Source organism: Micromonospora sp. CA-248212, from assembly GCF_050948405.1.
GTDB lineage: Bacteria > Actinomycetota > Actinomycetes > Mycobacteriales > Micromonosporaceae > Micromonospora.
This window is the reverse complement of record NZ_CP192023.1, coordinates 4,533,758-4,548,825: the sequence shown is the minus strand read 5'-3', so window position 1 is coordinate 4,548,825 and position 15,068 is coordinate 4,533,758. Positions and strand designations below refer to the sequence as shown.

The following is a 15,068-nucleotide window of genomic DNA, read 5'->3' as shown; positions in this document are numbered from 1 at the left end:
ATTGCCCAGGGACGTTGGTCAACCTGGTGATGGGCGGGTTTGCCGGCGGTAGCGGTGTGGGGCCGCGGTGATTGTGGTGGTGGAGCCGGGCGGGTAGAGCTGCTCTCGTGAGGCGTTCAGTGCAGCCTGGACAGTGGGCTTCCACTGGGCAGCGAAGGTGTCCGCGAATCGCTCGTGGTCCGACCGTCGCTGGACGTTGCCCACCTTTCGCACACGGTGTTGAAGCAGATGATGGCCAAGCTCGTGCAGCAGTACGTCAAATCGCATGAAGTCCCGCAGCCGAACCGCTTCGCGTGCCGGTTGTTCGTAGAGAAGGATCTCGCCCGGTGCTCTGGTCTTGCCGTAGAGGACTGATCGGCGGTCGAAGTCCTCGGTCTGCCGCAACTCGATGACGCGTAGTCCGTACCAGGCGGCGGGCCCGACGACCTCCAGCACCTCACGAACGTCACATCCGCTGGCCGGATGCGCGAATCCCGGTCGCGCTGCGTGTACGTGGATCCGGATCCGGTCCAACCCCGGAGCGCGACGGAGCGCCTGACGCGCCCGGGGATCTGTACGCAGGCTTCGGCTCACATCGCCCATGCTCGGCGACCCCACGGTGTGCGACAACGGGTTTTCGCCGCGGAACCTACGCCCGCGCGGGCTCAGTACGGCTGGCCGCACACCTTCCAGGCGTCGTCCTCCTTCACCAACGCGAACAGGTGCCGGTCGGTGAAGCCGCTGTCCAGGGTCAGGGCCATGTTCACCGTCGCGGACGTGCGGCCGTTGACGCTCGACACATTGACGCCGGTGACCTTATGGCCGCGGATTTTCGGCTGCTTGGCGACGCCCTGGACGAAGGCCTCTCTCGTGTACCTGACGCGCGTGTCGCCGCACAACAGTCCGTACGCCGCGTCCGCATCCTCCGCCTCCAGGTCGCTGACGAACGACTCGGCGGCCTGCCGCGCCGGATCGGTTGCCCCCTTGACTCCCTTGTACAGGAAGAAGCCGCCGATGCCGGCACCGCCGCAGCACAGCACGACGAGCACGCCGACGACGATCAACACGGTTCGCAACGTCCGCCGCTTCGGCGGTTGGGGCATCTGGTACGGGTGGGTCATGGGTATGGACGGTAGGGGATGCGAGAAATCCTCGGTGCCCCGTCCATGCCGTGCGGGAATCGCGTTTCCCGGCCTGCTGGCCGTGCCATAAACTCCGCCGGTGCTTGCGGTGTCGGGGGACTTCGAGATCCACATCACGGCGTTCGCTCATCACGCCGAGAAGCTGTCGGCGTTCGCCGCCAAACGCGGCCTGAAGTTCGTCCATATCGTGCTCGATCGTGGCGCCAACGTCTCTCAACCGATGCTCACCCTGACCGGCCGAGGCGCCCTGACCGATCAGGTTGCCGCGGTGCGGCACTGGCGACGCGAACTGCGCGAGGCAGGGATCCACCCGTGCCGTTCGAAGATCGAGGCGGCGCCGTGGTGCGTCGGCGTACCGCAGTCGGATGAGCAGGCGGCAGTCGAACCCGCTGACCGGTACTTCGAGCACCACGTCAAACTGCTGCTCCCCAGTACGACGGTGGCGGATCTGATGGCTCTCACTGACCTGGTCGCTCCGCACGGGGCACGGTTGTCACGTAACGCTCGCCGGGAGCTGGTGGACGGCGCGCAGGAACGGTTCGTCAACCAGCGATGTCACGGTGTCGGGCTCGCCACGGCCGGGCGGCGGCTGGACGAGCTTGTCGCGACCCTCCGGGCCGCCGGCCACGAGCCTAGGGCCGTGGAGCAGGAGTACGTCGTCTCCGACAGCGACCTGCACCACGACCACGGTTGGCTGGAGTCGGCCACGCCGAGGGCGAGCGGTTGGGCGCGGGAGCGTGAGAACCGGATGAGGTCGGCGCCGGCTGGCTCGCCGGACTACCCGCCGACCTACCGGCCGCTACCCGTCAGCCCGGCCGTGCGTCAGAAGGCGGCGTTCGACCCCGCTCTCCGGCAGTACCCGAACGCCTACCACGCCGGAGAGCCCGACTTCGTCGTGGAGGCCACCGGCCAGCTGTGGACCACCGCCCGGCGTGCCGCCATGAATCACGTCCTGGCGGCTATCGCCACAACAACCTGGGTTCGGCACCTGGTCCTGCGTGGCAGCGTCACCATGGCGACCTGGGTCGGCGACGCCGCCCGCGCGCCGGGCGACCTCGACTTCGTCGTCACTCCGCACACCATCGCCAGCGACAGCACCGACGCTCGCGCGCTGCTCGATGACATCAAGACCGCCGTGCGAACCGTGCCCGGCGCCGGCCTGCAACCAGACCGGATAACCGAGGCCGCCATCTGGACGTACGAACGAGCTGACGGACGCCGCCTCGTGATCCCGTTCAGCACCCCGGGGGCGCCGGACGGCCACGTACAGGTCGACGTCGTCTTCGGTGAAGAGCTTCCCCTCCCACCAGAGGTGCTGACACTGCCTGACATCGATCAGCCGGTACTGGCCGCGCCCGCCTCGCTGGCGCTGGCGTGGAAGCTGCTGTGGCTGGCCACCGACAGGTACCCGCAAGGCAAGGACCTCTACGACGCGGTCCTACTCGCCGAACACACCACCGTCGACCGAGCCCTCGTCCGCCAGCTCATGCGACCCGAACTCGGCGCCGAAGCGGACAACTTCACTGCCGAAACCGCCTTGTCCTGGCAGGTCGACTGGATCAACTTCACCGACGAGTGTCCCGGTATCACGGGCACCGCCGATCAGTGGACCAGGCGGCTGGCGCTGGCCCTCGATCACGCCTGGAGCTGAATCGCCAGGCGGATATTTGTGCTGGGTGTCCCGGCGCTGGACGGGGTCAGTGCTCGTCCGGCCGGGTCCGTCCGATCGTGCACACGCGGTTGCCCCTCGACGAGGGGGTCAAGGCGCACGAGCTGATGGAGGCCCGCACGCAGCTCGGCAAGGTCGTACTCGTCCCCTGAGGAGCCCGCTACCCCTGATCGACGGCGCCGGTCGTCGCCCTGCGGGCGCGACCGGCGCTTCGCGTCGTGCCGAGGACGAACGGGTCTCCGACCGAGTACGGGGTGACGTTACGGCCGCCCGGCCGGCGGGCCGACCACCCGGAGGCAGTCGGCCCACCCGTCCCGACCACCCCGTGGGCTGGCCACGCCGCTGCCGCTCGCCCTCGGCCGACCGCAGGTGGCCGAGTGCGCCGCGACCGACGGACCCGTCCATCGTCTCGTGGCAGGGTCACGCGGAGTTGCGCCACTTGCGGCCATTTCGGCCGATGAGCCGGTCGGCGTCGGTCGGGCCCCAGGAGGCGGCCTCGTAGGTGGGTATCGGCGACTCGTCCTTTGCCCAGTTGTCGATGATCGGGTCGACGATCCTCCAGCACTGCTGCACCTCGTCGCTGCGGATGAAGAGCGACGCGTCACCGATCAGCGCGTCCAGGAGTAGCCGCTCGTACGCCTCCGGGGACTCCTCGACGAACGTCTGGTCGTACGAGAACTCCATGGTGGCGGTGCGGACCCGGAAGGAGTGGCCCGGCACTTTGGCGCCGAAACGCAACGAGATGCCCTCGTTCGGCTGGATCCGCAGGATCAGCGCGTCAGCGTCGAGGCCGGTGAGCTGATCGGTCGGGATCGGCAGGTGCGGCGGCCGTTGGAACTGAAGTGCCACCTCGGTGAGCCGGGCCGGCAGGCGCTTGCCGGTGCGTACGTAGAACGGCACCCCGGCCCAGCGCCAGTTGTCCACGTTGAGCCGCATGGCGGCGTAGGTCTCGGTCCGCGACAGGGGATCAACGCCGGCCTCCTCGCGGTAGCCGGCCATCAGCTCCTCTCGGGTGCCGCCCCGGGTGTACTGACCCCGGACCGCGGCGTCGGCGATGTCCCGGTCGGTGGGGAGGCGGATCGCCTGCAGCAGCTTCACCTTCTCGTTGCGCAGGCCCTCAGCCTCGAATGAGGCCGGCGGCTCCATCAGTGCCAGCGCGAGGACCTGGAGCACGTGGTTCTGCACGATGTCCCGCATCGCGCCGGCGTCCTCGTAGAAGCCGCCGCGGCTGCCGACGCCGAGGGTCTCGGCGACGGTGATCTGCACGTGGTCGACCCAGGAGCGATCCCAGATGGGCTGGAAGATCGAGTTCGCGAAGCGCAGCGCCAGGACGTTCTGGACGGTGTCCTTGCCCAGGTAATGATCGATACGAAAGACCTGGTGCTCGTCGAATGCGCTGTGCACGACGCCATCGAGTTCGCGTGCCGTGACCAGGTCCCGCCCGTACGGCTTCTCGATGACCAGGCGGGAGAATGAGCCTTCGCGTGGCTGGTTCAGCCCGACTCGGGCCAGTCCGTTGATCACCGGCTCGAAGGCCCCGGCCGGGGTGGACAGGTAGAAGAGCCGGTTGCCGGACGTGCCCCGCTGTGCGTCGAGTTCGTCGAGGGTCTCCACGAGTCGCTTGTAGGTTTCCGGGTCGTCGTAGCCGCCGGCCACGTACCGCACGCCGCCCTGGAGTTGGCGTTTGTTGGCGACGGCGTGTTCGCCGAGTGCGCTCTCGGCGAACTGCTCGTCGGTCATCGACGTGCGCGCGACACCGACGAGCGCGAACTGGTCCGGGAGCCGCTCGTGCCGGGCCAGGCTCTCTACCGCGGGCAGCAGCTTGCGCCGGGTCAGGTCACCGGAGGCACCGAAGATTACCAGCGTGGCCGGCGGGGCACTCCGCTCCTGGATGAGCGGGGATGCGTGGTCCATGATCTGCGTTCCTCCGGGCACAAGGGGTGTGGGTTGGGGGTGCAGTGCTGTCATGCCGGGGATTGTGTGGCGGTAGTGTCCGGCGGCCCCCCGGCGTGGCCCGTTGGTTGCGGAGCTTGAGCGTCGCATGCCGGCCGGGGGGTCGGCGACCCGGTGACGATCGGGTGCCCCGCCGCTGAGCCGGATCGGCACGCAGAGCTGGGCGGTAAGGCCGCTCAGGCCCAGTCCGGGACCTCTCGGCCGTCGCCCTGCCCCTGGTGGCTGGACCGCTCGGGCCGGACGCCACTGGAGGTACAGCCTGCTGTACCGGAAGACGCCCGCTGGCTTCAGCGATCTCGGCCGCCGGGCGACCTAGCGTTCGGGTGTCAGCGAAAAGCGCACACCGAGAGGCCTAGTGATGATCGACATGGTCGCGGTCCGGGTCGAAGGAGTCAGCCGGACCTACGCCACCGACGGGGAGCCGGTCGTTGCGCTCGCAGGCGTTGAGGCGAGCTTCGCCCGCGGTACGTTCACGGCGGTCATGGGTCCGTCCGGCTCCGGCAAGAGCACGCTGCTGCAGACCGCCGCCGGCCTCGACCGGCCGACGTCGGGCCACGTCTGGATCGGCGACACCGAGCTGTCCACGCTCTCCGAGACCAAGCTGACCGAACTGCGGCGGGATCGCATCGGCTTCGTCTTCCAGGCCTTCAACCTGGTCGGCGCGCTCACCGTCGACGAGAACATCGAGTTGCCCTCGAAGCTCTCGGGCAGGCGGCCCGATCCGCGATGGTTGGCGGAGGTCATCGAACGCGTCGGGCTGGCGGATCGTCGGTCGCGTCGGCCGTCCCAGCTCTCCGGTGGCCAGCAGCAGCGGGTCGCGATCGCCCGGGCACTGTCGGTCCGGCCCGACGTGATCTTCGCCGACGAGCCGACCGGGGCCCTCGACACCGAGTCGGCCGCCGACGTTCTGGCCCTGCTGCGCTCGGCGGTCGACGACTTCCACCAGACCGTGGTGATGGTGACCCACGACCCGGTCGCCGCCGCCTACGCCGACCGCGTGCTCGTGCTGGCCGACGGTCGCATCGTCCGCGACCTGCCGCCCCTGGGCGCTGAGAAGATCGCCGAGGTGCTGGCCACGACGCGCATGACGGGAGCCATTCGATGACCGGTCTCGCGTTGCGTCTGCTCCGGCAGCGCCCCGCCTCCGCCATCGCCACCCTGGTGGCCCTGGCCGGTGGGGTGATGATCCTGATGACCCTGGCGGTCTTCGTGCAGTCCGCGCTGCTGTTCCGGCCCCCACCGGAGCAGTTCGCGGCGGCCGACGTGGTGGTCGCCCATCGGGAGCTGACCGTGACCACCAGGGAGTTCGGCGACACGACCACCACCCGGGTGCCGCTGCCCGAGGGCACCGTCCCGGTCGGGCTGGCCGATGAGATCCGCGCGCTCCCCGGCGTCACCGACGTCCGCTTGGTGGGGGCCGAGGGTGGCGTCGCGTCGGCTGTCGAAGTCCAGGCCCGCGCGGACGCGTACGGGGCGATCGACCGGCTCGCCCGGCAGGCCGGTGTCGAGTCGTACACCGGGATGGACCGCGGCTGGGCCGAGCAGTCCGACTCGATCGCGGCCCGCTCGTTCCTGCTCACGGCCGGCTCGGCGTTCGGCGGCTACGTGGTCCTGCTGATCGTCGGGGTGGCGGCGGGCACGATCGGCCTGTCGGTCCGGCATCGTCGCCGCGACCTGGCACTGCTGCGGGCAGTAGCCGCCACCCCGCGCCAGGCGCGCCTGCTGGTCGTGGCCGAGGGGGTCCTCGTGGCTCTGGCGTCCGCCGTGCTCGGTGTGCCCGCCGGTCTCTGGTCCACCAACTGGGTGCACCACCAGCTGGTCATCCAGGGCTTCCTGCCCGCTGACTTTCCGATCGTCAACGCCGGGGTCGCCGCTGCGGCCGCCGTCGCGGTGACCGTCCTGGTGGCAGCCTCCGGGGCGTGGATCGCGGCGCGGCGCATCGCCCGCATCCGCCCGGCCGAGGCGCTCGGTGAGGCCGCGATCGAACCAACTCGCGGCGGCCGGATCCGGCTCGTCTCCGGCCTGGTCACGTTGGGCGGCGGCGTGGTCTCGCTCTTCTTCGCCGCCGGGCTGTCCGGCACGGCCGCGCTGGCCACCGCGGTCGGCATGCTCTACCTGCTCGTGATCGCCGTCGCGCTGCTCGCGCCCTGGATCAACGGATTGGCCGCCCGGCTGATGTCGCCGGTGTTGCGGACGGTGTGGCGCGCGCCCGGGGAACTGGCGGCGGCCAACCTGCGGGTCAACGCGCGCGGGATGTCGGTCGTGCTGAGCGCGCTCGTGCTGGCGATCGGCTTCGGCGGTTCGGTCTGGTTCCTCCAGGACAATCTCCAGCGGCAGACCGTCACGCAGAGCCGCGACGGCATGCTGGCCGACCGGGTGCTGACCGCGCCGCACGGCATCTCGTCGACGGAGGTGGCGAACGTACGCCAGATCCCCGGGGTCGAGGCGGCGACCGGCGTCCGGAACACGTCGGTGGTGGTCCGGGTCCTCGACGGTGCTGAGCCGGTCGTCGCCCGGGCGGTCGACCCGAGCGGGCTTACGTCGACGATCGACGTGAAGGTGCGGGAGGGCAGCCTGGCCGAGCTGACCGACGGAACCATCGCCGCCTCGGCCCTGCAGGCCTCGTCCTCGGGCTGGAAGGTCGGCCAGACGGCCGAGATCTGGCTGGCGGACGGCACACCGGTCCATCCGCGCCTGGTGGCGACCTACGACCGTGGGCTCGGCTTCGGCGACGTGCTGCTGCCACAGGAACGCGGTGTCTACGACGAGATGCTCGTGCGTACCACCGGCGACGTCGACCAACGGCTGGCCGCCTTCGGTACGGTGACCGACGCCGGCACCGTGACCGGGCGGTTGAACCGCGACCTGGCCATCTCAGCCTGGCTCAACAAGCTGCTCATCACCGTGCTGGTCGGCTATTCGGCCCTGGCCGCCGGCAACACCATGGTCATGGCCGCGCTGGCCCGCAGCCGGGAACTCGCGGTGCTCCGCCTGGCCGGGGTGACCCGGCGGCAGGTCCGGCGGATGGTCGAAGCCGAACAGGTGGGCCTGCTCGCGACGGCGCTGACGCTCGGTGTGGCGATCGCCGGGATGACGCTGATCGCGGTCGTCCACGCGCTCACCGGCACGCTGATCCCGTACGTCCCACCGCTGGGCTGGGCCGCGGTGCTGGGCGGCGCGACCGCGCTGGCCCTGGTAACCACGATCCTGCCGGTTCGGCGGTTGCTGCGGACCCCACCGGTCCGCGCCGCGGGTTCCAGGGAGTGACGCGCAAACTGACCGGGTGAATTAGCAGCTCGACGCCGGCTGGTCGTCCCCCGTCAGGTGCTGTCGAAGCCGAGTTGCTCGCCCAGCTCGATGAGGTCCACCGTTCGATGGACAGTCGCTGACGGTCGAGCGGTCGTTCCGCGGGAAGGGCCGTGACCGGCACTGTCGACGGTATGACAGCCATTGAGGTCATCGGCCTCCGCAAGGCCTATCAGGGACACGAGGTGGTGTGCGGCATCGATCTCACGGTCGCCCGGGGCGAGGCCTTCGCGCTGCTCGGCCCCAACGGAGCGGGCAAGACCACCACCGTCGAGATACTTGAGGGACACCGCCGCCGCGACGCCGGCGATGTCCGTGTTCTCGGCGAGGACCCGGGCACCGCGGGACGGGCGTGGCGGGCGGGGATCGGGATCGTCCTGCAGAACGCCGACGACGCGGCCGACCTCACCGTCCGCGAACTGGTACGGCACATCGCCGGGCTGTATTCCGACCCGCGGCCGGCCGACGAGGTGATCGAGTTGGTCGGTCTGACCCAGAAGCGCGACAGCAGGATCCGTACGCTCTCCGGCGGGCAGCGTCGCCGCGTCGATGTGGCGCTCGGCATCGTGGGACGCCCGGATCTGCTCTTCCTCGACGAGCCGACGACCGGCTTCGACCCGCAGGCGCGCCGGCAGGTCTGGGAGTTGATGCGCTCGCTCGTCACAGAGGGCACCACGATCCTGCTCACCACCCACAATCTTGAGGAGGCCGAGGCCCTGGCCGACCGGCTCGCGGTGCTCGCGGGCGGTCGCATCGTCGCCGAGGGCACTCCCGCCACGCTCGGCGGTCGCGGCACGGTCGGCACCGCCACGGTGAGCTGGCGGGAGAACGACGGGCGGCGCGTGGAGAAGGTGACCGATCCGACCGATCTGGTCCGCCGGCTGGTCGCCGAGGACGCCGACCTGCGCAGCCTCACGGTCACCCGTCCGACCCTCGAAGACGTCTACCTGACCCTGATCGGAGCGGGGGAATGACCGCCGTCCTGCTGTCGGCCGCCCTTCCATCCACCCTGGCAAGCGGGCTGAACCGAGGGCGCGTCGAGCTGCTCATGTTTCTGCGTGACCGCACCGCCGTGGTGTTCACCTTCGGGTTTCCGGCCATGATTCTGTTGCTGTTCGGGACCATCTTCGACGGCGGCGACGACCGGAGCGGCGTCAGCGCGAGTCAGGTCTATTCCGCCAGCATGATCGCGTACGGCGCGTTGTCGACCGCGTTCGTGACGATGGGCTCGGGGCTGGCGATGGACCGCGAGGACGGCACGCTCAAGCGCCTGCGCGGCACGCCGCTTCCGGCGGCCGCGTATCTGATCGGCAAGCTGGTGCTGGTGCTCGTGCTCAGCATCGCCGAGGTGGTCGTGTTGGTCGGCGTAGGTGCGCTCGTCTTCGGCATACCGCTGCCCGACACGTCGCACTGGCTCACGTTCGGCTGGCTCTTCCTGCTGTCGACCGCGTCGTGCGGGCTGCTCGGCGTGGCGGTCAGCGCGATGGTCACGCACGCGCGCACGGCGGGGACGATCCTCAACGTGCCGGTGGTCGCGCTGCAATTCATCTCCGGCGTCTTCATCCACCCCATCACGCAGTTGCCGCACTGGCTGATCGTGGTGGCCTCGTTCTTTCCCGTGAAATGGATGAGTCAAGGCTTCCGCTACGTCTTTCTGCCCGACAGCATGAGGGCACTGGAGGCCAACGGCCGGTGGGAGCTCGGCCGCACGGCGTTGGTGCTCGGCGCCTGGACTGTGATCGGATTGGTGCTATGCCTGGTGACCTTCCGGTGGAACCAGAAAGATCGCTGAGGCAGGGTGAGGCGCACGCCGGTTACCTGTTCTGGTGGGACGCCTACTTCGGACTGGTCGCGGCGGCGGTGGCCGCCGCGACCGTGGTGATCGACGGTCACCTGCTGTGGCGCCGCTGGCTGGCAGTGGGCGCCATCGCCGCCATGGCGATGCTGCACGTGACGGTCGGTCGGCGGCAGATCCGGCGCAACGCGGATGACGGCGCGGCCCTGGCAGTCCTGCTGACGTACCTCACGTTCTACGTCGTCGCGGTGGCGGCCGCACCCTTCGCGACCTGGCTGTTGTTCGCGGTCATCCCGCTCATCTTCCAGCTCACGGACGTGCGCGCGGGGATCGTGCTGGCGATCCTCGCGAACCTGGTCACCCCGGCGGTCAACCTCGTCGAGGAGCCGCACGCGGTGCCCACCGATCTGCTGATCGCGGTCATCACGGGGACGGCGAGCATCTGGGTCAGCTTCTGGATCATGCGCGTGATCCGGCAGAACGTGGAGCGCGGCACCCTCATCGACGAGCTCGAGGCGAGCCGTGCCGAAGTGGCCCGCCTCTCGCACGACGCGGGGATCTCCGCCGAACGGGCCCGCCTCGCCAGCGAGATCCACGACACGCTCGCGCAGGGCTTCACGAGCATCGTCACGCTGCTGCAGGCCTACGACCCGGAGCTGCGCGACGCGCGTCTGGCGTTGGCGGTCCGTACCGCGAAGGAGAACCTGGCCGAGGCGAGGGCCCTGGTGGCGGCGCTCTCGCCCGCCGCGCTCGCGTCGGGGTCGCTGCCCGACGCCGTACGCCGTCGAGCCGCCTACTTCAGCCAGGAAACCGGCGTGACCGCCACCGTCCGGGTGATCGGGGCGCCCCGGGAGCTGCCCACACCGGTCGAGGTGGTCCTGCTGCGGGCCGCTCAGGAGGCGCTGACCAACGTACGCCGGCACGCGCACGCCACCGAGGTGCAGGTGGTGCTGGCGTACGACGACCGGGGCGTACGCCTGGTCGTGCGGGATGACGGACGCGGGTTCGCGTCCGACGGCCTCGATGGGTTCGGGCTCGCCGGCATGCGCTCGCGCGCCGAGCAGGTGCACGGCATTCTCACCGTCCACGGCGGACCGGCGGGCGGCACGATCGTCGAGCTGGAGGTGCCCGCGTGATCCGCATCGTGCTCGTCGACGATCACCCGGTCGTACGGATGGGCTTGCGCGGCATGCTCGACGCCGAGGAGGACCTGACGGTGGTCGGCGAGGCGTCGTCGGGGCCGGAGGGCGTGCGGCTCACCGCTGAGCAGCACCCGGACATCGTGCTCATGGACCTGCGCATGCCGGGCGGGGACGGAGTCGAGGCGACCGGGCGGATCCGCACCCGCGTTCCGGGCGTCCGCGTGGTGGTGCTCACGACGTACGAAGCGGATCGGGACATCCTGCGGGCGATCGAGGCCGGCGCCAGCGGCTATCTCCTCAAGGACGCCACACCGGCGGAGCTGGCGGAGGCGGTCCGGGCCGCGGCCCGGGGCGAGACGGTGCTCGCGCCGAGCGTCGCCGCCACGCTCGTGCGACAGGTGCGGCACCCCGCGCCGCCGGCCCTCTCGGCCCGCGAGGCCGAGGTTCTGCGCCTGGTCGCGCGAGGGCTCACGAACGCCGACATCGGGCGGGAGCTCTACCTCAGCGAGGCCACCGTGAAGACCTACCTACTACGCGTCTTCGGCAAGCTGGACGTCGCCGACCGCACGGCCGCCGTCACCACGGCGCTGCACCATGGCCTGATCTGACCCCACGGGTACGCCCCAGCAACGCGAAGCGGTGTCCGCTGGTCCTCCCAGTGGAACTCGAACATGCCGGCCTCGATGCGCAAGGGGCCACCCGCAATAGGCGATCTGCCGGATCTCCGAGACATGTTCGGGACTGTTCGGAACGGAAACACCGGCCTCGTCGCCTTGAGGTCGATATCGAAAGAGGGCTAGCTTCAGCCTTTATCGATGCGTGGTGTGGGACGCGAAATGACATTTCGCGCCACCGGGTGCCGCTTTTGGTCACGACGAAGTGTGTCGATACAAGACCTGGCGACCAATATGGCCGATCGGTCTGCTGCGACTGGCAGGCCGACGCCCGACGACACGCCATGACAAAGACCTAGGCAAGGGAGGATTTACATGCTCGGCAAAGGACGCTGGTCTGGCCGCGGTCACCGTCTGGGGTTGGCCTCCCTGCTCGTGACGGTGTTGGTGATGGTGTCGTCCGGGCAACCGGTCTATGCCGCCAACCTCGGCAGCGAGCCGACCCTGCCCTACGCGCAGCCGAACAACGCCAGCCTGCCCAGAGCGGGATGCGACACGACCGCCACCGACCCGACGAATCCGCCGGCCAGCAGCCCGGCGGCGGTGCAGGTGATCTATGCGTGGAACAACTCCACCGGGAACCAGTACGCGACGAACGTCGAGCACGCCGCCCGCGTCGTGGATCGCGTTGACTGGCTGCTCGACCAGGCCAGCAACTACGACCAGCACGTGAAGGTGAGCTGCCGGTCGACCACCACCAGCACGTACAACCAGTACGCGCAGGCGCTGGTGACGCCGGTGAAGATCGACACCACGAACACCGACTTCTGGTCGATCGCGAACGAGCTTTCGGCCAAGGGGTACGACGACAGCAACCGCTGGTATGTGGTCCTGACGGAGTTCCCCGCGCCGTCCGCGTCGGCGCACTGGTGTCCGAGCAGTGGCGGTAGCGGCTGCGTCTCCATCGTTGAGGCATGGGACAGTGGGGTCGTCGGGCACGAGATGGCGCACCTGCTCGGTGCCGGTCACGCCTACATGAGCGAGCACGTGTGGCAGGACTCCAACGGAAACTGGCAGGCCGAGCAGTACTGCCCCGACATCATGATGTGCGCTGGCGACTGGTGGGCCTTCGACCTGGGCTACCGCCAGAACTACGACCCGAGCGAGACCAGCGCGCGGTTCTATGTGGACAACTATCCGTCGACGACGACGAACAACGCAGCGGTTCACCCGCTGCTCACCTCGCCGGTGTGCTGCGACGTCGGTGCCAACAATGACCTGCTGACCGCGCAGGAACGGACCATCGAGGCGCAGGCGCCGGGCACCTCGAACCCCACCGGGTTCACCACCTCCGGATCGGGGGCAGCCATCTCGGTGACACCGCAGGGCTCGTATGCCGGCATCTCCGCCCGCTACTTCGACAACCGTCGCTCGTTGCAGTTCGTCAGCTCGCCGCAGTCAGCCGAGAAGTCGGTCATCGTGAGCCGTAGGCCGTCGGTGACAGCCGGGCACAACTACAAGTTCTTCGTCCGGCTACGCGCCGACTCCGGGACGGCCGCGCTGCGGATGCGGTGGTACAACTCGGCGGGCACGCTACTGTCCACGTCGCCCGGCAACTCGTTCGGCCTGACGTCGAACTGGTGGGAGTGGTCCCACGAGGCGGTCGCGCCGGCGAACGCGGCCAGCGTGCAGATCTCCGTGGTGGCACCGGCCGGTGGTTCGCAACCGTCGACCCTGACCATGCACGTGGACACCTTGCAGCTGACCGACTGTAGTGCCAACCAGAACTCGCTGTGCCGCCCCACCACCTGATCCCACCTGGGTGATCGGACCCTTTCCCCACGTCGCCCGAGCGCGACGTGGGGAAAGGCGAGTCAGCTTCTTCGTACCGTGGCCCGGCTCGAATCGCCCGCGGCATCTCCCCGACATCGTCGACACGACCCACCAGCATGCTAAATTCGTCGCCCGACACGGGTGAGTTCAACTCGACCCGGTAGGTGATGCCGCTCGATATGCGTGGTCGGCTGCTCGGCTGGTCGAGACCGGGGAGCTCTGCCGGGCGAGGGTGGCGGTGCTGTCGTAGCGGTGAGCGTTGGCCAGGGCGACGGCGGCGTACCGGCGAGGTTCGCCGCGATGGGCGGCCGGACGCGACTGTGGGACAATGCCGGCAACGGATGAGACTGGTGAGCGGATGTCGTCGACAGCTGAATCGCAAGATTTTCTCGGGCCACAGGCTCCTCTTGTGCCAAAGGGTTTCCGTGGCGTCACGAGGAACCTGGGCCTCAAAGACGTCGGTGACGATTTTACGGTCATCGTGTCCGAGGTCCCCGCGACATCGGCGGCGGTGTTCACGCGCTCGCGGTTCGCCGGGCCCAGCGTCGAGCTCAGTCGGCAGTCCGCGGCGGCCGGGAGCTTCCGGGGCATGGTGGTGCTCTCCCGCAATGCCAACGTCGCGACCGGGAAGGTCGGCGCCGAGAACGCCGCCGAGATTCAGCTCAGGGTCGCCGAGGCCGCCGGGATCCCCGCCGGCGAGCTCTTGATCGGCTCGACCGGAGTGATCGGGCGGCCCTATCCGATGACGCAGATCCGGCGAGGGCTCGACGAGTTGTCGTGGCCGCTCCCCGCCGCCGACTTCGACGCCAGCGCGCGCGCGATCATGACGACGGACACGCGCCACAAGGTGGTCCGGCTGCGCTGTGGTGACGCCGTGATCGTCGGCATCGCCAAAGGCGTCGGCATGATCGAGCCGAACATGGCGACGCTGCTGACGTTCTTCTTCACCGATGCGCAGGTCGGCAGGGAGGACCTCGACGCGATCTTCCGCCGGGTGGTCGACCGCACATTCAATGCGCTCAGCATCGACACCGACACCTCGACCAGTGACACCGCCGCGGTCTTCGCGAACGGGGTTGCCGGCCCGACCGACCTCGGAGAGTTCGAGCAGACGCTGCACCGGGCGGCCCTGCACCTGGTCAGAGACATTGCCTCCGACGGCGAGGGCGCGAGCAAGCTCATCGAGGTCCGGGTGAGTGGTGCCCGCGACGACGCGCAGGCGAAGCTGGTCGGCAAGAGCGTCGTGAACTCGCCGCTGGTCAAGACCGCCGTGCACGGCGCCGATCCGAACTGGGGCCGGGTCGCTATGGCGATCGGCAAGCTGGAGGACGAGACTGACATCGACCCCGACCGGGTGGCGATCCGTTTCGGCGATCTGCTGATGTTCCCCGAAAGCTCCGCCGACGACCTGTTGGACCGGGCCGCGGAGTACATGCGCGGCAAGGAAGTCGTGATTGACATCGACCTCGGGATCGCCGCCGGCTCGTTCACCGTCTACGGCTGCGATCTCACCGACGGCTACATCCGCATCAACGCCGACTACACGACCTGATCAGGCCACGGATCCTGGCCGCCAACATCTCGGCGACGTCCCCGCCCTGCCGGGCGAGCAGTGAGTTCGCGAGCCCACACCTG

13 protein-coding genes are annotated in these 15,068 nt (G+C 69.3%); 10 read left to right on the top strand and 3 right to left on the bottom strand.

Annotation, left to right across the window (positions count from 1 at the left end):
• Window positions 1–18: 18 nt before the first annotated feature.
• Both ACQP03_RS21460 and ACQP03_RS21455 read right to left on the bottom strand, forming a co-directional pair.
• Window positions 19–435: a hypothetical protein gene (locus tag ACQP03_RS21460; protein ID WP_396832344.1), complete on the bottom strand. Its 417-nt coding sequence runs from the start codon at window positions 433–435 to the stop codon at window positions 19–21.
• 209 nt (window positions 436–644) lie between these two features.
• A complete protein-coding gene (locus tag ACQP03_RS21455; RefSeq protein WP_357124792.1) occupies window positions 645–1,100 on the bottom strand; it encodes an Rv0361 family membrane protein in 456 nt (151 codons plus the stop codon).
• A gap of 100 nt (window positions 1,101–1,200) precedes the next feature.
• Here ACQP03_RS21455 and ACQP03_RS21450 point away from each other — a divergent pair, with 100 nt between their 5' ends.
• Together ACQP03_RS21450 and ACQP03_RS21445 are read left to right on the top strand one after the other, a co-directional pair.
• Window positions 1,201–2,772 (top strand): nucleotidyl transferase AbiEii/AbiGii toxin family protein, encoded by a 1,572-nt coding sequence (locus tag ACQP03_RS21450; protein WP_433458121.1) that lies wholly within the window; start codon window positions 1,201–1,203, stop codon window positions 2,770–2,772.
• A gap of 77 nt (window positions 2,773–2,849) precedes the next feature.
• Window positions 2,850–2,942: a hypothetical protein gene (locus ACQP03_RS21445; RefSeq protein ID WP_433458119.1), complete on the top strand. Its 93-nt coding sequence runs from the start codon at window positions 2,850–2,852 to the stop codon at window positions 2,940–2,942.
• A gap of 268 nt (window positions 2,943–3,210) precedes the next feature.
• Here ACQP03_RS21445 and zwf read toward each other — a convergent pair whose 3' ends face one another.
• Window positions 3,211–4,704: a glucose-6-phosphate dehydrogenase gene (zwf, locus tag ACQP03_RS21440; RefSeq protein WP_433458117.1), complete on the bottom strand. Its 1,494-nt coding sequence runs from the start codon at window positions 4,702–4,704 to the stop codon at window positions 3,211–3,213.
• Between the two features lie 406 nt (window positions 4,705–5,110).
• On the opposite strand from zwf, the gene ACQP03_RS21435 reads away from it, so the two are divergent.
• The 8 genes from ACQP03_RS21435 to argJ all read left to right on the top strand — a co-directional run bounded on the left by ACQP03_RS21435 (window position 5,111) and on the right by argJ (window position 14,985).
• On the top strand, window positions 5,111–5,848 hold the full coding sequence (locus tag ACQP03_RS21435; protein WP_357125693.1) for an ABC transporter ATP-binding protein: 738 nt from the start codon (window positions 5,111–5,113) through the stop codon (window positions 5,846–5,848).
• Entirely contained in the window at window positions 5,845–8,010 is a 2,166-nt protein-coding gene (locus tag ACQP03_RS21430; RefSeq protein WP_433458115.1) for an FtsX-like permease family protein, read from the top strand. The genes ACQP03_RS21435 and ACQP03_RS21430 overlap by 4 nt, the downstream gene beginning before the upstream one ends.
• A 173-nt stretch (window positions 8,011–8,183) precedes the next feature.
• Window positions 8,184–9,023 (top strand): ABC transporter ATP-binding protein, encoded by an 840-nt coding sequence (locus ACQP03_RS21425; protein ID WP_363661130.1) that lies wholly within the window; start codon window positions 8,184–8,186, stop codon window positions 9,021–9,023.
• Complete coding sequence (locus ACQP03_RS21420; RefSeq protein ID WP_357124811.1) at window positions 9,020–9,841, top strand: ABC transporter permease; 822 nt, start codon at window positions 9,020–9,022, stop codon at window positions 9,839–9,841. Before ACQP03_RS21425 ends, ACQP03_RS21420 begins: the two co-directional genes overlap by 4 nt.
• A complete protein-coding gene (locus ACQP03_RS21415) occupies window positions 9,820–10,980 on the top strand; it encodes a sensor histidine kinase (RefSeq protein WP_433458112.1) in 1,161 nt (386 codons plus the stop codon). The genes ACQP03_RS21420 and ACQP03_RS21415 overlap by 22 nt, the downstream gene beginning before the upstream one ends.
• Window positions 10,977–11,594: a response regulator transcription factor gene (locus ACQP03_RS21410; protein WP_357124820.1), complete on the top strand. Its 618-nt coding sequence runs from the start codon at window positions 10,977–10,979 to the stop codon at window positions 11,592–11,594. The genes ACQP03_RS21415 and ACQP03_RS21410 overlap by 4 nt, the downstream gene beginning before the upstream one ends.
• Window positions 11,595–12,020: 426 nt before the next feature.
• Window positions 12,021–13,412 (top strand): hypothetical protein, encoded by a 1,392-nt coding sequence (locus ACQP03_RS21405; protein WP_357124823.1) that lies wholly within the window; start codon window positions 12,021–12,023, stop codon window positions 13,410–13,412.
• Between the two features lie 430 nt (window positions 13,413–13,842).
• The gene (gene argJ / locus ACQP03_RS21400) at window positions 13,843–14,985 is read left to right on the top strand and encodes a bifunctional glutamate N-acetyltransferase/amino-acid acetyltransferase ArgJ (RefSeq protein ID WP_357124826.1); all 1,143 of its coding nucleotides are present in this window, start codon (window positions 13,843–13,845) and stop codon (window positions 14,983–14,985) included.
• Window positions 14,986–15,068 lie beyond the last annotated feature (83 nt).

Excerpts from the sequence above, each read along its gene's own strand:
- ACQP03_RS21455 (WP_357124792.1), bottom strand. The coding sequence starts at position 1,100 with ATGACCCACCCGTACCAGATGCCCCAACCGCCGAAGCGGCGGACGTTG.
- zwf (WP_433458117.1), bottom strand. The coding sequence starts at position 4,704 with ATGGACCACGCATCCCCGCTCATCCAGGAGCGGAGTGCCCCGCCGGCC.
- ACQP03_RS21435 (WP_357125693.1), top strand. The coding sequence starts at position 5,111 with ATGGTCGCGGTCCGGGTCGAAGGAGTCAGCCGGACCTACGCCACCGAC.
- ACQP03_RS21430 (WP_433458115.1), top strand. The coding sequence starts at position 5,845 with ATGACCGGTCTCGCGTTGCGTCTGCTCCGGCAGCGCCCCGCCTCCGCC.
- ACQP03_RS21425 (WP_363661130.1), top strand. The coding sequence starts at position 8,184 with ATGACAGCCATTGAGGTCATCGGCCTCCGCAAGGCCTATCAGGGACAC.
- ACQP03_RS21420 (WP_357124811.1), top strand. The coding sequence starts at position 9,020 with ATGACCGCCGTCCTGCTGTCGGCCGCCCTTCCATCCACCCTGGCAAGC.